The 17,970-nt window shown below is 74.4% G+C and carries 15 protein-coding genes; 11 read left to right on the forward strand and 4 right to left on the reverse strand.

Annotation, left to right across the window (positions count from 1 at the left end; translation table 11 throughout):
* The first annotated feature begins 24 nt into the window (after positions 1–24).
* From ABTZ91_RS17270 to ABTZ91_RS17285, 4 genes are all read left to right on the forward strand, one after another.
* Positions 25–1,389, forward strand: coding sequence for an NYN domain-containing protein (locus ABTZ91_RS17270; RefSeq protein WP_352077994.1), 1,365 nt, complete (start codon positions 25–27; stop codon positions 1,387–1,389).
* Positions 1,390–1,656: 267 nt separating this feature from the next.
* The gene (locus ABTZ91_RS17275) at positions 1,657–2,685 is read left to right on the forward strand and encodes an NlpC/P60 family protein (protein ID WP_352077995.1); all 1,029 of its coding nucleotides are present in this window, start codon (positions 1,657–1,659) and stop codon (positions 2,683–2,685) included.
* A 182-nt stretch (positions 2,686–2,867) separates the two neighbouring features.
* Positions 2,868–3,884 carry an NlpC/P60 family protein gene (locus ABTZ91_RS17280; RefSeq protein ID WP_352077996.1) on the forward strand — a complete coding sequence of 339 codons (1,017 nt, stop codon included), beginning with the start codon at positions 2,868–2,870 and terminating at the stop codon, positions 3,882–3,884.
* 23 nt (positions 3,885–3,907) lie between these two features.
* Positions 3,908–5,149: a hypothetical protein gene (locus ABTZ91_RS17285; RefSeq protein WP_352077997.1), complete on the forward strand. Its 1,242-nt coding sequence runs from the start codon at positions 3,908–3,910 to the stop codon at positions 5,147–5,149.
* A 16-nt stretch (positions 5,150–5,165) separates the two neighbouring features.
* Here ABTZ91_RS17285 and ABTZ91_RS17290 read toward each other — a convergent pair whose 3' ends face one another.
* Complete coding sequence (locus ABTZ91_RS17290) at positions 5,166–5,705, reverse strand: PadR family transcriptional regulator (protein WP_352077998.1); 540 nt, start codon at positions 5,703–5,705, stop codon at positions 5,166–5,168.
* A 107-nt stretch (positions 5,706–5,812) separates the two neighbouring features.
* Between ABTZ91_RS17290 and ABTZ91_RS17295 the strand changes: the two genes are divergently transcribed.
* Positions 5,813–7,222, forward strand: a complete 1,410-nt coding sequence (locus tag ABTZ91_RS17295) for an MATE family efflux transporter (RefSeq protein WP_352077999.1) — start codon at positions 5,813–5,815, stop codon at positions 7,220–7,222.
* Here the strand turns inward: ABTZ91_RS17295 and ABTZ91_RS17300 are convergent.
* A complete protein-coding gene (locus ABTZ91_RS17300) occupies positions 7,162–8,484 on the reverse strand; it encodes a glycosyltransferase 87 family protein (protein WP_352078000.1) in 1,323 nt (440 codons plus the stop codon). The genes ABTZ91_RS17295 and ABTZ91_RS17300 overlap by 61 nt on opposite strands.
* 89 nt (positions 8,485–8,573) lie before the next feature.
* On the opposite strand from ABTZ91_RS17300, the gene ABTZ91_RS17305 reads away from it, so the two are divergent.
* A complete protein-coding gene (locus ABTZ91_RS17305) occupies positions 8,574–9,719 on the forward strand; it encodes a glycosyltransferase family 4 protein (protein ID WP_352078001.1) in 1,146 nt (381 codons plus the stop codon).
* A gap of 196 nt (positions 9,720–9,915) precedes the next feature.
* Here ABTZ91_RS17305 and ABTZ91_RS17310 read toward each other — a convergent pair whose 3' ends face one another.
* Both ABTZ91_RS17310 and ABTZ91_RS17315 read right to left on the reverse strand, forming a co-directional pair.
* The gene (locus ABTZ91_RS17310; RefSeq protein WP_352078002.1) at positions 9,916–10,440 is read right to left on the reverse strand and encodes a hypothetical protein; all 525 of its coding nucleotides are present in this window, start codon (positions 10,438–10,440) and stop codon (positions 9,916–9,918) included.
* A gap of 193 nt (positions 10,441–10,633) precedes the next feature.
* Positions 10,634–12,430, reverse strand: a complete 1,797-nt coding sequence (locus ABTZ91_RS17315; RefSeq protein ID WP_352078003.1) for an AMP-dependent synthetase/ligase — start codon at positions 12,428–12,430, stop codon at positions 10,634–10,636.
* Positions 12,431–12,685: 255 nt separating this feature from the next.
* Here ABTZ91_RS17315 and ABTZ91_RS17320 point away from each other — a divergent pair, with 255 nt between their 5' ends.
* From ABTZ91_RS17320 to ABTZ91_RS17340, 5 genes are all read left to right on the forward strand, one after another.
* Positions 12,686–13,453: a metallophosphoesterase gene (locus ABTZ91_RS17320; protein WP_352078004.1), complete on the forward strand. Its 768-nt coding sequence runs from the start codon at positions 12,686–12,688 to the stop codon at positions 13,451–13,453.
* 129 nt (positions 13,454–13,582) lie between these two features.
* Positions 13,583–14,026: an SRPBCC family protein gene (locus ABTZ91_RS17325; RefSeq protein ID WP_352078005.1), complete on the forward strand. Its 444-nt coding sequence runs from the start codon at positions 13,583–13,585 to the stop codon at positions 14,024–14,026.
* Between the two features lie 1,125 nt (positions 14,027–15,151).
* A complete protein-coding gene (locus ABTZ91_RS17330; RefSeq protein WP_352078006.1) occupies positions 15,152–16,363 on the forward strand; it encodes an ArsA-related P-loop ATPase in 1,212 nt (403 codons plus the stop codon).
* 51 nt (positions 16,364–16,414) lie between these two features.
* Positions 16,415–16,912: a DUF5304 domain-containing protein gene (locus tag ABTZ91_RS17335; RefSeq protein WP_352078007.1), complete on the forward strand. Its 498-nt coding sequence runs from the start codon at positions 16,415–16,417 to the stop codon at positions 16,910–16,912.
* 112 nt (positions 16,913–17,024) lie between these two features.
* Positions 17,025–17,966 (forward strand): ROK family glucokinase, encoded by a 942-nt coding sequence (locus ABTZ91_RS17340; protein ID WP_345489138.1) that lies wholly within the window; start codon positions 17,025–17,027, stop codon positions 17,964–17,966.
* Positions 17,967–17,970 lie beyond the last annotated feature (4 nt).

Consider the following 17,970-nt stretch of genomic DNA (forward strand, 5'->3'; position numbering starts at 1 on the left):
CGACAGGGAGAGGGGTGACGGATCGTGGAGCGGCCCGCGCACGGTGACGAGCCGACGGGCTCGGCGGACGAGACCGCCGAGACGCTCGACCGGCCCCTTCCCGAGGCCGTACGGCGCAAGGTCGTCGCCCTGGTCGCGGACGCCTTCGGCGGGCTGACCGTCGCCGAGCTGCCCGCCCCGCTGCGGCAGTACGCCCGCTTCACCGCCCCCCGGCGGGCCAAGTTCGCCGGGAACGCGATGGCCGCCGCCCTGGAGAGCGAGCCGCTGTTCCGGCAGCGGATCGGCGAGCGGTTCAAGGAGTCCCAGCCCGTGCTCGCCGGCGCCGTGGAGTCCGGCGCCCCGCCCGCCGCGGCCGACCCCGTCGACATCGCCGCCGCGGCCTATCTGCTGCGCCCGGCCGGCTGGGGCAAGCTGGTGGCCGCCGCCGGCGAGGAGGCACAGCGCGCCGACGCCGAACGGGCCGACGAGGCGAGCCGCCGCGAGCTGGCCCGGCTGCGCGAGGAGGTCGCGGGCGCCAAGGAGCGGGCGAAGGCCGAGACCGAGCAGCTCCGGCACGACCTGGAGGCCGCCCGCAAGGAAGCCGAATCGCTTCACCGCAAGCTGCGCAGCGCCCAGAGCGACGTCAAGCGCGGCGAGGCGGCCCTGCGGCGCGCCCAGGCCGAGATCGACACCGCGCGGACCGAGGCCGCCGCCCAGGTGTCGGCCGCCGAGAGCGAGACCCGGCGCCTCAAGGCCCGGCTCGGCGAGGTGGAGGCCGCCCTGGAGGCCAGCCGGCGGGCCGCCCGCGAGGGCCGCTCGGTGGAGGACATGCGGCTGCGGCTGCTCCTGGACACGGTGCTCGACGCCGCCCAGGGGCTGCGCCGCGAACTGGCCCTGCCGCCGGTGTCGATGCACCCCGCGGACACCGTGGACGCCGTCGAGCCCGGCCGGATGTCACCGAAGGACATCGCCGCCCGCGCCCTGTCCGAGACCGACCCGGCACTCCTGGACCAGCTGCTCGAACTGCCCCAGGCGCACCTGGTGGTGGACGGCTACAACGTCACCAAGACCGGCTATCCGACGATGCCGCTGGAGAAGCAGCGGCTGCGGCTGCTCGGCGGCCTGTCCGCGCTCGCGGCCCGCTCCGGCGCGGAGATCACCTGTGTCTTCGACGGCGCCGAGCTCGCGGCGCCGGTGCTGCTCGCCCCGCCGCGCGGGGTGCGGGTGCTGTTCTCCAAGCCCGGCGTGACGGCCGACGAGCTGATCCGGCAGCTGGTGCGCGCCGAACCGCCGGGGCGTCCGGTCGTGGTGGTCTCCACCGACCGCGAGGTCGCCGACGGGGTCGCCAAGTCCGGTGCCAGGCCCGTGGCCTCCGCGTTGTTGCTGAAGCGGCTTTCGCGCCTCTCGTGACGTCTCGTCACCGCTGAGCACTCCTGGGCGCGATGTCCGGATTGTTGTCCGCGCAGGGTCAAGTGACCACTACTGCCCGTGGGATGTATGTAAATAACTTGTCGAGCGAGCGAGATTTTGCCCGTTGGGATTTGAACTGATCACAAGATGGTCACTAGGGTCGGGCCTCGAACCTTCGCGCGGTTGATCATCCATCGGGGATGACAGCGATGGTCCCGCCTGCCGCAGTTCTGGCCTGGCGGCTCGAGGAAGAAGGAGCTCGCCTTCGTGGCGTCCCACCGTCGACCCAAGCAGCCCAGCCGCACCCGTGTGACCGTGCTCACCGCCACCGCCGCGGCAGCCGTCGCACTGTCCGCCCAGACCGGCGCACAGGCGGCCCCCAAGCCGAAGATCGACGAGGTCAAGTCCAAGGTCGACAAGCTCCACCACGAGGCCGAGGAGGCCACGGAGCAGTACAACCTCGCCGAGGAGCGCAGGGAGAAGCTGCAGAAGGAGATCGGCGCCCTCCAGGACAAGGTCGCCCGCGGCCAGGAGGAGCTCAACACCCTGCGCGGCCAGATCGGTTCGGTCGCCAGCGCCCAGTACCGCTCCGGCGGCATCGACCCGGCGCTCCAGCTCTTCCTCTCCTCCGACCCGGACACCTACCTCGACAAGGCGTCCGCGATCGACCAGCTCGGCGCCAAGCAGGCCGACGTCCTGCAGTCCATCCAGGCCAAGCAGCGCACCCTCGCCCAGCAGCGGGCCGAGGCGACCACGAAGCTCGCCGACCTCGAGGACGTCCGCAAGACCCTCGGCGAGAAGAAGAAGAAGTTCCAGGGCAAGCTCGCCGAGGCGCAGAAGCTCCTCAACACCCTGACCGCCGCGGAGCGCGCCAAGATCCAGCAGGAGGAGCAGCGCGCCAGCCGCGCCGCCGGCGACCGCGTCGACCTCGGCAACGAGGTGCCCGCCTCCCAGCGCGGCGCCGCCGCCCTGAACGCCGCCGCCACCCAGCTCGGCAAGCCGTACGTCTCCGGCGCCGAGGGCCCCAACTCGTACGACTGCTCCGGTCTCACGCAGTGGTCCTACCGCCAGGCCGGCGTCAGCATCAGCCGCACCACCTACACGCAGCAGAACGACGGCGTGAAGATCGGCCGCAGCCAGCTCAAGCCGGGCGACCTGGTCTTCTTCAACGGCCTTTCCCACGTGGGCCTGTACGCGGGCAACAACACCATCCTGCACGCCCCCAAGCCGGGCGCGGTGGTCCGCTACGAGTCCATGGACTACATGGGCACCTTCCAGTTCGGCGTCCGCATCTGACGCCACGGCCGACGCCCCCGATCGGGTGGTTCGCCGGATCCTGAACTGACCTGACGCCCCGCCGGTGACCTGTGATTCCGGCGGGGCGTCACTTTGTGTGTTCGGCGCCTTCGTTGGAGGCGGCACTGCGAGCGGCTACTGTCTGCCGCGCCAGTCCGTCGAGCCGAACAGGAGCGTGATCCTTGGCGACCCACCGACGACCCGCCAGGGTCACCGTCCTCACCGCGGCCGCGGCCACCGCGGCCACGGCCTTCGGAGCCGTCCCCGCCGCGCACGCCGACCCGGGCGGGGGCGCGCCCGAGACCACCCGCGCCACCGTCGACCGGCTCTTCGAGGAGGCCGAGCGGGCCACCGAGGGCTACAACCGCGCCGACGAGAAGGCCGACCGGCTGCGCACCACGGTCTCGCAGGCGCAGGACAGCCTGGCCCGCGGCCAGGAGCGGATCAACCGGATGCGCGGCGCGCTCGGTGCGGTGGCCGGCGCGCAGTACCGCTCCGGCGGCATGGACCCGGCCCTCGCCCTGCTGCTCTCCTCCGACCCGGACAGCTATCTCGCCCGGGCCTCCGTCCTGGACCGGGCCACCGCCCGCCAGGGTGCCGCCCTCGCCGAACTCCGGCGGGAACTGCGCGAGCTGGCGCAGGAGCGGACCGAGGCGAGCTTGGCCCTCGCCGAACTGGAACGCAGTCGCGCCGAGGTGGCCCGGCACAAGCGCACCGTCGAACGGAAGCTCGCCGAGGCCCGCCGGGTGCTCGCCGCCCTCTCCGCCGACGAACGGGCCGGCTTCGAACGGGCCTCCCGCTCCGGCCGCGCGGCCCTCGACGAGGAACTCCCGCCGCTCGGCGACCTCGGCCCCTCGCGCGCCGCCGCCGCGGTGATCGCCGCGCGCGCCGCCATCGGCAAGCCCTACGTGTGGGGCGCCACCGGCCCGTCCGCCTTCGACTGCTCGGGCCTCATGGTCTGGTCGTACCGCCAGGCCGGCATCGCCCTGCCCCGCACCTCCCAGGCCCAGCGGAACGCGGGCCGCCGCGTCCCGCTCTCCCAGGCGCAGCCCGGCGACCTCGTCACGTACCGCAGCGACGCCAGCCACGTCGCGATCTACGCCGGCAACGGCCAGGTCATCCACGCCCCCTACCCGGGCGCGCGGGTCCGCTACGACCCGGTGAACATGATGTCCCACGCCACCGTGACACGGGTCTGAGACCGTCCCCGTACGATCGCGGCATGGCGGATCGGGACAGGGCGGGCCGGAGCGGGGCAGGCCGGGGCGGACGGGCGGCGCGCGCCGCCGTGGGTCTGTCGGCGTGGCTGCTCGCCCTCACCGGCTGCACGGCCCCCGGACCCGAAGGACCCGCCCGCGCCGAGGTGCAGCGCCTCCTCGACCGGCGTGCCGAGGCCCTGCTGACGCGGGACGAGGCCGGCTACCTCGCCGCCCTCGACCCGGCGCTGGCCCTCGCCGCGCGGACCGAGTTCGGGCGGCTGGCGAAGCTCCCGCTCGGCGGCTGGACGTACCGCGTCACCGACGTCGATCCGGCCGGAGCGGGCCGGGCCGTCGCCGAGGCCGAACTCGGCTACCGCGTCGAGGGCTACGACTCCGCGCCGGCCACCACCCGGCGGATCGTGGACCTCGCCGAGCGGGACGGCCGCTGGTACGTCACCGGTGACCGCGCCGCCGAGGGCGCCCCGCAGCAGCTGTGGCAGCAGGGCGAGGTCAGCGCGGTCACCGGCCGCCGCAGCCTCGTCCTCGGCGTCGGCCAGCCCCCCGAGCGGCTGCGGGAGATCGCCGACGCGGCGGACCGGGCCGTACCCGCCGTCGGCGCGGCCTGGCCCGTGCCGTGGGCCGGGCGGATCGTGGTCCTGGTCCCGGCCTCGGTGGACGCCATGGGCCGCCTGCTCGGCGCGCCCGCGGCCTCGTACCGGGGGATCGCGGCCGTCACCACCGGCGAGACCGGCGGCGGCCGTCCGGCCCCCGCGGACCGGGTGATCGTCAACCCGGACGCGTACGGGGTGCTGGGCGGCTTCGGCCGGCAGTTCGTCCTCACCCACGAGACCACGCACGTCGCCACCCGCCGGCAGACCACGGCGGCCACCCCGGTCTGGCTCTCCGAGGGCTTCGCCGACTGGGTCGCCTACCGCGGCACCGGCCGCACCCCCGCCGAGGCCGCCCCCGAACTCGCCCGCGAGGTCCGCTCCGGCCGGCTCCCCGCCGCCCTGCCGGACGACGGCGCCTTCGCCTTCGGCGGCGACGCGGACACCATGGCCCGCGCCTACGAGGGCGGCTGGCTGGCCTGCGCGCTGATCGCCGACCGCTGGGGCGAGGAGAAGCTCACCGCCTTCTACCGCGCGGTCGGCGCCCACCCCGGCCGGGAGGGCGCCGTGGAGAAGGCCCTCGCGGACGTCCTGGGCACCACGCCCGAGGAGTTCACGGCAGGGTGGCGGAGGTATCTGGAGGAGCGGCTGGGCTGAGCCCGGTCACGAGGGCCTACGTCCCGGCCGCTTTACGGTCCAGCTCCTCCAGCGTCTCCGCCAGCCAGGCCTTCTCCTCCGTGCCCGTGGCGCGGGCGATGCGGAGCATGCCGCGCCGGAAGGGGTCGGGCTCGTCCTCGGCGCGCACCGGAGCGTCGCCCTTGTAGAAGAAGCTGGCGGGGGTGGTGAGGAAGTCCAGGCGGCGGCGCAGGACGGCGGCCTGTTCGGCCGGGTCGGGGAGCCGGCCCAGGAAGGCGAGCAGGGTGAAGAAGCGCTGCCCGTCGGTGATCTCGGCGTCCTTGGGGGAGCGCAGGCGGGCGCGGAGCTCGGCCCGGCCGGCGTCGGTCAGCGAGAGGGTGCGCCGGGGGGCCGCGCCCGTGCCCGGTTCCGTACGGCTGTCGACCAGGCCGCTCTTCACCAGCCGGGTGATCGCCGGGTAGAGCGCGCCGTCGCTGACCGGGCGGACATGGCCGCTCAGGCCCTGGATGCGCTCCTTGAGCTCGTAGCCGTGCAGCGGCCTCTCGTCGAGGAAGCCGAGGATCGACAGCTCCAGCACCGGGGGCTCCTTCGCGGTCGCGGCTTGTCGGGTACGCGTCCGCCATGCTACCTCTTTTCGAGCTGCCTCGAATCGAGGTACCGCGAAACGAGGGGGATGACCACCGCATGACGGACCGCACGAGCGCCACGACCACCGCCACCCCGCACCGCCGCACCCTCGTCCGGCTCGCCGGACCCGTCTACCTCGAACTCCTCGCCGGAGTCGCCGCGGGCGTCATCGGCATGGTCTGGGTCGCCCGCCTCGGCGGGGACGCCGTGGCCGCCGTCGCCGTCGCCACCAACGTCGAGAACCTGCTCCTCGGCGTCGTCCTCATGGCCTCGTCCGGCACCACCGTCCTCGTCGCCCGGGCCCGAGGCGCCGACGACCCCGCCGCCCTGCGCTCCGCCGTCCGCGGCGGCGCCGTCCTCGGCGCGGTGCTCGTCCCGCCCGTCGCCCTCGGCGGCTTCCTGCTGCGCGACCCGCTCGCCGCGCTCCTGCTCGGCGGCTCCGGCCACCCCGCGCACGCCCTCGCCACCGCCTACTTCGCGATCTCGCTGCCCGGCACGGCCGTGTTCTTCGCCACCACCGTCCTCGACGGCATCCTCAAGGGCACCGGCGACACCCGCACCCCCATGCGGCTCGCCTTCCTCGCCAACGGGCTGATCCTGGTCCTCGACCCGCCGCTGATCCACGCCTACGGAGTGGAAGGCGCCGCCGTCGCCACCGTCCTCGGACGCACCGCCGCCCTCGCCGCCGGACTGCTCGCCCTGCGCCGCAACACCCTCCTCAAGGCCACGCGGGCCACGCGGGCCGCCCGCCACAGGACCGGCACCCTGGCCGCCGTGCGCCGCACCGCCGCCCTCGGCCTGCCCATGTCCGCCGACTTCACCGTCCGCATGGCCGGGGCCCTCGCCCTCGTCTCCGTCGTCGCCCGCCTCGGCGTCACCGAGATCGCCGCCTACGGCATCGCCGCCAAGGCCATGTACGTCGCCACCATGGCCTTCTACGCGGTGCGGCAGGCCGCCGCCATCCACACCGCCCACCTGCTGGGCGCAGGCCGCGACGAGCGCGCGGCCGTGGGCCGGCAGGCCCTCGTCCTCGGCGGACTGCTCGGCGCGGGCGCCGCCGTGCTGCTGTTCCTCGCCGCCGGACCCGTGATGCGCGGCTTCGGCGCCGAACCGGCCGTCGCCGAGGCCGGTGCGCTGTTCCTGCGCTGCCTCGGCCCCTACCTGCTCCTGATGGCCGGATTCATCGCCCTCGCCGGCGTCTTCGAGGGCAGCGGCGACTCCCCGCGGCTCGCCCGGATCACCGTCATCGGCGTCCTGCTCCAGCTACCGCTCGCGTACGGGCTCTCCGCGGCCCTCGGACTCGCCGGGATCTGCCTGGCGATGGCCCTCGCGATGGCGGCCCAGTGCGCGGCCCTCGAACTGCTGCGCCGCCGGACCGGGCGGCCGTGGAACAGGCCGCTCCCGCCTCAGGAGGACGCGGACGCCGACGCCGAAGCCGACGCGGACGCCGTGTCGCGGTCGGCCTGAACCGGGATCCTCGCCGGGCGGGCCGCCGGACCCGCCGCCGCCTCGCGCGGCTCCGTGACCGTCTGCCGCCACAGGATCCGGCAGGCGGAGACCACGGCCGCCACCAGCAGACCGTTGCGGACGAGCAGCAGCGCGATGCCCAGCGGATCGCTGTCCCCGACGTGCGAGAACCACACCGGGAACTCGAACTGCGTCACCGCCGTCGCCCACAGCACCAGATACGCGGGCCGGTGCATCCGGCTCGACCGGTACACCAGACACACCGCGGCCAGCCCCACCAGCCAGATCATGTACTGGGGGCTGATCACCCGGCTCGTCGCCGTGAACAGCAGCACCGCCACGAAGGCCGCGTCCGCCGTGGTCGTCGTCGTGTGCCGGCGCGCCCGCAGCCGCCACACCAGCAGCCAGACGAACGCGGCAACCGTGAGCACCATCGCCGCCGTCGACACTGCCTGGACGCCCGGACCGAGGAACTCGATCGAGCCGTAGTTCATCCGCGCCTCGCCCGGCCAGCCGAAGTGCCGGGCCACGTGGAAGACCATGGCCCCCAGCGACTCGATCTCGGTGCCCCGGTCCCGCTGGAAGCCGAGGAAGGCCAGCGCCCCCGGCGCCGCGAGCACGCACAGCAGCAGCACCCCGGCCGCCGCGCCCGCCGCCGCCGTCCACGAGCGGAAGGTGGCCCGGCCGCGCGCCGTGCCCACGAGCACCAGCACCGGCCACACCTTGAGCGTCGCCCCGAACCCGGCGAGCGCGCCGAGCACCGCCGGACGGCGGACCGCCGCGAGCAGCCCCGCCACCGCCACCGCCGTCACCATCAGGTCGTACCGGGCGTACGCGGTCGGGCCGAGCAGCGGCACCCCCGCCAGCCACAGCCACGCCCCGCGCATCGAACGGCCCGGCCGCCGCCCCGCGTACACGAGCAGGCCGAAGACGAGCGCGTCGCAGAGCAGGGCGAGCACGAAGAACGCGGCCGAGTAGCCGAGGAAGGGCAGCAGCGCCGGCGCCAGGATCGGCAGGGCCGCGGCCGGCGGATACTGCCAGGTGACGTCGTCCATCGGATACGTGCCGGTCTTCAGGACCTCGTACCAGCCCTGGTAGATCTGCTCGATGTCACTGGTGACGTCCGGGCCCGGGATGACCACGACCTTGAAGACGCACAGCAGGATCAGCACCCGGGTGAACGCCCACAGACCGACGGGCCGGCCCAGCGTGCCGACGTACGAGCCCAAGGTCGTGCCTGCCGTCCCCACCGCGCCCGTCATACCTGTCCTGTTCCTGTTCTGTCGGTCCGCCCGGGGGCGGAGGGTGGTGGTGCCGGGCTGGGGGCGCGACCACGGTACTGTCGGCCACGATGCACAAGACCCTGATCGTAACCAACGACTTTCCGCCCCGTCCGGGCGGAATCCAGGCCTTCCTGCACAACATGGCGCTGCGCCTGGATCCCGAGCGGATCGTGGTCTACGCCTCCACCTGGAAGCGCAGCCGCGAGGGGATCGAGGCGACCGCCGCGTTCGACGCCGAACAGCCTTTCACGGTCGTCCGCGACCGCACCACCATGCTGCTGCCGACCCCCCGGGTGACCGCGCGGGCCACCGCGCTGCTGCGCGAGCACGGCTGCGAGGCGGTGTGGTTCGGCGCCGCCGCCCCGCTCGGCCTGATGGCCCCGGCGCTGCGCCGCGCGGGCGCGCGACGCATCGTCGCGACGACCCACGGCCACGAGGCGGGCTGGGCGCAGCTGCCCGCCGCCCGGCAGCTGCTCGGGCGGATCGGCGAGGGCACGGACACGCTCACCTACCTCGGCGAGTACACCCGCTCCCGGATCGCGACCGCGCTCAGCCCGGCCGCCGCCGCCCGCATGACGCAGCTGCCGCCCGGCGTCGACGAGAAGACCTTCCACCCCGACTCCGGCGGCGCCGAGGTGCGCGAGCGGCTCGGGCTCAGCGACCGCCCGGTCGTCGTGTGCGTCTCGCGGCTCGTGCCGCGCAAGGGCCAGGACACCCTGATCCTCGCCATGCCGGAGATCCTGCGCCGGGTGCCCGACGCGGTCCTGCTGATCGTCGGCGGCGGCCCGTACGAGGCCGACCTGCGGCGCCTCGCGGCCCGTACCGGCGTGGCCGGATCCGTACGCTTCACCGGCGCCGTCCCGTGGTCCGAGCTGCCCGCGCACTACGGCGCCGGCGACGTCTTCGCCATGCCCTGCCGCACCCGGCGCGGCGGCCTGGACGTCGAGGGCCTCGGCATCGTCTACCTGGAGGCCTCCGCGACCGGCCTGCCGGTCGTCGCCGGCGACTCGGGCGGCGCGCCCGACGCCGTCCTCGACGGCGAGACCGGCTGGGTGGTCCGCGGCGGCTCTGCCGAGGACACCGCCGACCGCGTCGCCACCCTCCTGCTCGACCCGGAGCTGCGCGCCCGCATGGGCGAACGCGGCCGCCGCTGGGTCGAGGAGCGCTGGCGCTGGGACCTGCTGGCCGAGCGCCTGCGCGAACTGCTGGGCTAGCGCGGGAGGGGCCGGGGGACCGGGCCCGGCCCGGGTGGGTGCTGTTCTCGCGCTCGGCCCGTGGCGCTGTGCCGGTTCCGGGCTCGGTCCGGGTGGGCCGCTTGCCGGTTCCGGGCTGGGCCCAGGCGGGCCGTGTCGGCCGGGCTTTCGGCCGGCGGGGCCGGCGCGCCACTGGCCCCGACCCCAGCCCCAGCCCTTACGCCGGCAGGTAATCCGTCAGCGCGCAGCCGTCGACGAGGAGCTTCTCGTTGCGGTAGCCGTCGGGCACCTTGAAGCCCTTCTCGCAGGTGAAGAGGAGGACCTCGGACTTCAGCAGCGCCTTCGCCGTGGCCTCGTCGGCCGCCACCAGCGCGAAGTCCTGGCCTATCAGGAAGCGGCCGCCCTGGCCCTTGGCGGCGGCGGCCTTGTTCGCCTCCTGGAACTTCTCCATGTCGGAGAGGGACAGCAGCGTGAGGGTGTCCCGGGCGTCGTCGCCGCACACCGCCCGCTCCTTCACCGCCCAGGCGGGATCCTTCGCCTCGGCGGCCAGCGCGCCGCTGCCGCTCGTGCCGGGGCGCAGGTCGCTGCACATGGTGTGCGCGGCGACCAGCTTCTCGATGGCCGCCATGTCGGGGGCCGACGGCAGCCCGACGTCCTCGCCCCAGGTGCTGCCGCACCCGGTGACGGCGACGAGGGCGGTGAGGGCCGCGCCCAGGACGGCCGCGGTGCGCTGGAGCCGCATGACTGCTCTTCCTCTCGTGTGTGTCCGTGCGCACGGATGTCCCCGTGTGCGCGGAAGTGTCCCTGCGTACGGGCCTTTTCCGTGGGTGCGGATGTCTCCGTCTGTACGGAATGGTCCGTTCCGGCCCTGACGCGCGCGAACGCCCCCGGCCGGCCCGGGAGTCGGGCCGGCCAGGGGCGTTGACGAAGACCCGTCAGGCCCGGTAGATCGCCTCGATCTCGTCGGCGAAGTCCTTCGCCACGACGTTGCGCTTCAGCTTCAGCGACGGGGTGATGTGCCCCGCCTCCTCCGTGAACTGCGCGGACAGGATACGGAACTTCCGCACCGACTCCGCCTTCGAGACCGCCGCGTTGCCGTCGTCCACCGCGCGCTGGACCTCCGCCAACAGCTCCGGGTCCTCCCGCAGCGTGGCCGCCGTCGCGCCGGCCGGCTTGCCGTGCTCCGCCGCCCAGCGGCCCAGGAACTCCTCGTCGAGGGTGACGAGCGCGCCCACGAACGGCCGCCCGTCGCCGACCACCATGCACTCGGCGACCAGCGCGTGCGCCCGGATCCGGTCCTCGATGACCGCCGGGGCGACGTTCTTGCCGCCCGCCGTCACCAGGATCTCCTTCTTGCGGCCCGTGATGGCGAGGTAGCCGTCCTCGTCCAGGGTGCCGATGTCACCGGTGTGGAACCAGCCGTCCGCCAGCGCCTCGGCCGTCGCCGCCTCGTTGTTCCAGTAGCCGGAGAAGATGTGCTCGCCGTGCAGCAGCACCTCGCCGTCGTCGGCGATCCGCACCACCGAACCCGGCAGCGGCTGCCCGACCGTGCCGATCTTCTGCCGGTCCCACGGGTTGAACGCGGTCGCCGCGCAGGACTCCGTCAGGCCGTAGCCCTCCAGGACCGTGAAGCCGATGCCGCGGAAGAAGTGGCCGAGCCGCTCGCCCAGCGGCGCACCACCGGAGATCGCGTACTCGCCGCGCCCGCCGAGCACCGCGCGCAGCTTCGAGAAGACCAGCTTGTCGAAGACCTTGTGCTTCAGCTTCAGACCGAAGGACGGGCCCTGCGGGGTGCCGAGCGCGCGGCTGTACGCGATCGCCGTGTGCGCGGCCTTGTCGAAGATCTTGCCCTTGCCGTCGGCCTGCGCCTTCGCCCGGGCCGAGTTGTAGACCTTCTCGAACACCCGCGGCACGCCGAGGATCAGCGTCGGCCGGAAGGCCGCCAGCTCGTCGGTGAGGTTCTTGATGTCGGGCAGACAGCCCAGCTTGATCGGCGCCATCACCGAGGCGACCTCGACGAGCCGCCCGAAGACGTGCGCAGCCGGAAGGAAGAGCAGCACCGAGCACTCGCCCGTACGGAACAGCGGCTTGAGCCGCTCGACGACGTTGCCGCACTCGGCGAAGAAGGCCCGGTGGGTCAGCACACAGCCCTTGGGGCGGCCGGTGGTGCCCGAGGTGTAGACGATGGTCGCCGGGTCGTCCGCGTGCGCCGAGGACATCCGCTGGTCGAGCAGCTCGTCGGAGACGTCCGCGCCTTCGGCGGTGAGGCGCGCGACCGCGTCCGCGTCGATCTGCCGGACGCCCTTCAGGGCCGGCAGGTTCGCCCGAACCGACTCCACCGAGGCCTCGTGCGCCGCGGTCTCCACGAGGGCCAGCGAGGCACCCGAGTCACCGAGGATCCACTGGATCTGCTCCGGCGAGCTCGTCTCGTAGACCGGCACGGTCACCGCGCCCGCGCTCCAGATCGCGAAGTCCAGGAGCACCCACTCGTAGCGCGTGCGGGACAGCAGCGCGACCCGGTCGCCCGGCTCGACACCGGCGGCGACGAGGCCCTTCGCCGCCCCACGGACCTCGGCGAGGAACTGCTTCGCGGTGACGTCCGTCCAGACACCGGCGACCTTGCGCCCCATCACGGCGACATCTGGGTGCTGGGAGGCGTTGCGGCGGATGAGATCCGTCAGGTTGCCGTCCGTGGGGACCTCGTACAGGGCCGGAAGGCTGAACTCGCGCAAGACTGCTGCTCCTCATCGGGCGCCGGCGCCACGGCTCTGTGTGATGCACCGGTGAAGTCCAAGATCGGGCAGGTGCTCAGTGGGGGTGAGCACGACTGGACTGCCCGGACGTTACCCATCAGTACGCGGTTCCCGATAGGGGGTCCTGCGCAGATGTTCCGTGCGTCACACATGTATGGCGTTGCTCCGCGCACAGTAGTCCACGGCTTTCCGGACTCCCAAGTAACCGCAGGTCGCACCCCCTAGGCTGACAGGATGAGGATCAACGTGGTCAGCGACGTACACGGCAACGCGGAAGCCCTCGCCCGGGCGGGGGACGGCGCCGACGCCCTCATATGCCTCGGCGACCTGGTGCTCTTCCTCGACTACGCCGACCACAGCCGCGGCATCTTCCCCGACCTCTTCGGCGCCGACAACGCCGACCGCATCGTCGAGCTGCGCACCGCCCGCCGCTTCGACGAGGCCCGCGCGTTCGGCCGCTCGCTGTGGGCGGCGCTCGACGTCGACCGCGCCACCGCCATCGAGGGGGCCGTCCGCCGCCAGTACGCCGAGCTGTTCGCCGCCTTCCCCACCCCCACGTACGCCACCTACGGCAACGTCGACATCCCCGGCCTCTGGCCCGAGTACGCCCGCCCCGGCACCACCGTCCTCGACGGCGACCGGATCGAGCTCGACGGCCTCGTCTTCGGCTTCGTCGGCGGCGGCCTGCGCACCCCCATGCGCACGCCGTACGAGATCTCCGACGAGGAGTACGCGGCGAAGGTCGAGGCCCTCGGCGAGGTCGACGTGCTCTGCTCCCACATCCCGCCGGACGTCCCCGAACTCACCTACGACACCGTCGCCCGCCGCTTCGAACGCGGCAGCCGCGCCCTCCTCGACGCCATCCACCGCGTCCGCCCCCGCTACGCCCTCTTCGGCCACGTCCACCAGCCGCTCGCCCGCCGCATGCGGGTCGGCGCGACCGAGTGCGTGAACGTCGGCCACTTCGCGGCGACCGGGCGGCCGTGGACGCTTCAGTGGTGACCGCCCGGCGGTGACGGCTCGGTGGTGACGGTCGGCGGTGACGGCCTCGTACGGCCGCGTGACGAGGGCGCGATAGCCTGCACGCAGAAAGTCGCCCCACGAGTCGCGTCCATACGAGGAGCCCCCGCGATGGCGGAACACACCAGCTCGAGCATCACCATCGAGGCGGCCCCGGCCGAGGTCATGCAGGTGATCGCCGACTTCGCCCGCTACCCCGAGTGGACGGGCGAGGTGAAGGAGGCCGAGGTCCTGGAGAAGGACGCGGCCGGCCGCGCGGAGAAGGTCCGCCTCCTCCTCGACGCGGGCGCCATCAAGGACGACCACACCCTCGCCTACACCTGGACCGGCGACAACGAGGTCAGCTGGACCCTGGTCAAGTCCCAGATGCTCCGCGCCCTCGACGGCTCCTACCGCCTCACCCCGACGGCGGGAGGGGAACGCACGGAGGTCACGTACCAGCTGACCGTCGACGTCAAGATCCCCATGCTGGGCATGATCAAGCGCAAGGCGGAAAAGGTCATCATCGACCGGGCGCTGGCGGGCCTGAAGAAGCGCGTGGAAGCCTCGAGGTAGGGGCCTGCTGCTCACTGGCCTGCGCCCCGCCGGCTGGGATGCCGCCTGCCGCCGCGTGGGCCTTCGCCCGGCCGGCTGGGGTGGCGCCTGCCGCCCGGTGGGCCTTCGCCCTCCGGGCGGGGTGGCGCCTGCCGCCGCGTGGGTCTTCGCCCGGCCGGTTGGGGTGGCGCCTGCCGCCGCGTGGGCCTTCGCCCTCCGGGTGGGCCTTCGCCCCGCCGGTTGGGGCGGTGCCTGTTGCCCCGTGGGTCTTCGCCCTCGCCGGTTGTTGGGGCCGCGCCCGCCGTCGACCCGGCGCTAGCGCTGCCCGCCTCCGGCCCGCCGTCGGCGCGGCGCCTGCCCTCGCCTCCGGCCCGCCGCTGGCGTTGACCGCCCGATTGCGGCCTCCGCCCGCCGCTGGCGAGGTGCTGGTGCTGCCCGCCTCCGGCCCGTCGTGGCGCTGCCCTCGCCTCCGGCCCGCCGGCTGGAGCGGCGCCTGCCGCCTGGTGGGCCTTCGCCCCGCCGGTTGTTGGGGCGGTGCCCGCCGTCGACGCGGCGCTGGCGCTGCCCGCCTCCGGCCCGCCGTCGCGCTGACCGCCTGGTTGCGCCTCCGGCCCGCCGCTGGCGCGGTGGCCCGCCGTGGCGCTGACCGCCCGGTTGCGGCCTCCGGCCCGCCGTTGTGGGCATTCGTCCCGCTTGGGGGTCCCCCCAGGGCGAAGCCCTAGGGGGAGGGACGGGTGGGCACAACGGACGGCGCCCTTTGCCGGGCCTAGGCTCCTGGTGCTCTGACCCGCACCGCGAGTGCGCCGTGCTCTCGTGGTGCGGGTAGGTGTAGGTGCGGAACGCGCCCGCAAGGGCGCCGTCCCGTGTGCCCACCCGTCCTGCCACGGCGGGACGATTGCCCACACGGGGGCGGGACCTGGCCCGCACCGCCAGCGCCAGCCGCCGGCCCTCGCAGCCCGCAGGGCCCGCCCCGCGCAGGGCCCGCCCTCCCGCAGGCCCCCCCGCAGGGCCCCCGGTGGGCGAACGCTCCGACGGTCGCCCCGCAGGGCCCGCCCCCGCAGGGCCCCCGGCGGGCGAACGCTCCGACGGGCGCCCCCGCAGGGCCCGGCCCCCCACCCTGGTCAGGCGCGCCGGTACGGTCGGCGCATGCGGATCATTCTTGTCAGCGGGACCGGCGGCGCCGGACGCACCACCACGGCCCTCGCCACCGCCCTCGCCGACGCACGGGCCGGCCGCCGCGTGCTGCTGGTGTCGGCGGACGCCGAGACCACGGCGGGACTCCACGCCGACCGGACCGGGACGGCCGGAACCCCACGGCCGGTCCGCCTCACGGGCGACACCCACGGCACCCACGACGCCCCCGGAAGCCTCCACCTCCTCGCCCCCGACCCCGCCGCCGACTTCCGCCGCGAGTTCCTCGCCTTCCAGGCCCGCTCCGGCACCGCGTTCGAGCTCCTCGGTGCCGCGCCCTTCGAGGACGCCGAGCTCACCGAGCTGCCCGGCAGCGGGCAGGTCGCGCTGCTCAGGGCCCTGCGGGACGCGGCCGCGGGGGACTGGGACCTGGTCGTCGCCGAGCTGCCCCCGGTGCCCGAGGCCCTCGCGCTGCTCGCCCTGCCCGAGCAGCTGCGCCGCTACCTGCGCCGCCTGCTCCCGCCCGAGCGGCAGGCCGCCCGCGCCCTGCGCCCGATGCTCGCCCAGCTCGCCGGCGTACCGCTGCCCGCGCAGTGGCTGTACGAGACCACCGCCCGCTGGGAGCGGGAACTGGCCGCCGTCCAGGACGTGATCGGCTCCCCGCACACCGCCGTCCGCCTGGTCCTCGACCCCGGCCCCGCCGCCGTCGACGCCCTGCGCACCGCCCGCCTCGGCCTCGCCCTCCAGGGACTCGCCCTCGACACCGTCGTCGCCAACCGCGTCCTGCCCGCCGACTCGCCCGACCCCTGGTTCGCGGCCCTCGCCGCCGAACAGCACCACCACCTCGCCGCCCTCCGCGCCGCCCACCCCGGCCTCCACGAGCTGCCGCACCTCGGCCGCGTCCCGCGCGGCCCCGAGGACCTGGTGCTGCTCGCCGTCACCGGCCGGGAAACGCCCGAGGCCGCGCCCGCCTGGACCGTCGAGGACCGCCGCGACGAGGACGGCATCCTGGTCTGGCACGTCCCCCTGCCCGGCGCCGTCAAGGACGGCCTCTCGCTCGTCCGCCGCGGCGCCGAACTGCTCCTCGCCGTCGGCCCCTTCCGCCGCGCCGTCCCCCTCCCGGCCGCCCTGCGCCGCTGCACCGTCACCGGCGCCGGCCTCGTCGACGGCGACCTGCGCATCCGCTTCGCCCCCGACCCGGGCCTCTGGCCGAAGAGCAGTCCCTGAGCCCGGCGCGGGCCGTGTACCGTCGACCGTAGAAGCCCTAAGGAGTACGCCATGAGCGATTCGGACGCCTGGGCCAAGGCCTGCGCCGAGGACCTGGAGGCCGAGAAGGCCCGCCGCCGCGCCCGGCGCGGGGAGGAGCCCGGCACCCCGGCCGAGGAGTTCCGCAAGCTCTTCGAGGCCGTCGCCGACAAGCTCTCCGGGACCCTGGGCGGCACCCTCGGCGGATCCCTCGCCGGCGGGCAGGCCGCCGCGACCGTCCAGCAGGTCGTCGACCAGGCGAAGGCCCTCGTCGAGCCCGTCATCGAACGCAACCCCCAGGTCTTCGACCACCTCGCCGCCGCCGGGAACGAGCTCCTCGCCGCGTACCGCTCCGCCGTCCAGGGCCAGGAGGCCCGCTGGACCCGTGGCGACAGCCGCCAGGCGACCGGCGCCGCTGCCGACGAGCCGGAGCGGCAGGAGAGGCCGGAGGGGCGGGAGAAGTCGGAGGGGCCGGAGAAACCGAAGGACGAGGACGGTCCGGGGACCGGTCAGCACATCGACCTGGACTGATTTCCGTGCTCGTCCCGGACTGATTCCCGTACTCGTCCCGGACTGATCAGTACGGTCCTCCTCCTCGGGTACGGTGGGCCCTAGCGGGGCTCGACCGAAAACTGAGGGACACATGGGACTCACCATCGGCGTCGACATCGGCGGCACGAAGATCGCGGCCGGCGTGGTCGACGAGGAGGGCAACATCCTCGACACGCACACCGTGCCCACCCCGCCGACCCCCGAGGGCATCGTCGACGCCATCTGCGCCGCCGTGTCCGAGGCCGGCAAGGGCCACCAGATCGAGGCCGTCGGCATCGGAGCCGCGGGCTACGTCGACGACAAGCGCGCCACCGTCCTCTTCGCGCCGAACATCGACTGGCGGCACGAGCCGCTGAAGGACAAGGTCGAACAGCGCGTCGGCCTCCCCGTCGTCGTCGAGAACGACGCCAACGCGGCCGCCTGGGGCGAGTACCGCTTCGGCGCCGGCCAGGGCCACGAGGACGTCATCTGCATCACCCTCGGCACCGGCCTCGGCGGCGGCATCATCATCGGCAACAAGCTGCGCCGCGGACGCTTCGGCGTGGCCGCCGAGTTCGGCCACATCCGGGTCGTCCCCGACGGCCTGCTGTGCGGCTGCGGCAGCCAGGGCTGCTGGGAGCAGTACGCCTCCGGCCGCGCCCTCGTCCGCTACGCCAAGCAGCGCGCCAACGCCACCCCCGAGCGCGCCGAGGTGCTCCTCGGTCTCGGCGACGGCACCCCCGAGGGCATCCAGGGCCGGCACGTCAGCGAGGCCGCCCGCGCGGGCGACCCGGTCGCCATCGACTCCTTCCGGGAGCTCGCCCGCTGGGCCGGTGCCGGCCTCGCGGACCTGGCGTCGCTGTTCGACCCGTCGGCCTTCATCGTCGGCGGCGGCGTCTCCGACGAGGGCGAGCTCGTCCTCGACCCGATCCGCAAGTCCTTCCGGCGCTGGCTGATCGGCGGCCGCTACCGCCCGCACGCCCAGGTCCTCGCCGCCCAGCTCGGCAACAAGGCCGGCCTGGTCGGCGCGGCCGACCTCGCCCGCCAGGGCTGAGCCA

Source organism: Streptomyces sp. NPDC126499, assembly GCF_040302485.1.
In the GTDB taxonomy this organism is placed as follows: domain Bacteria; phylum Actinomycetota; class Actinomycetes; order Streptomycetales; family Streptomycetaceae; genus Streptomyces.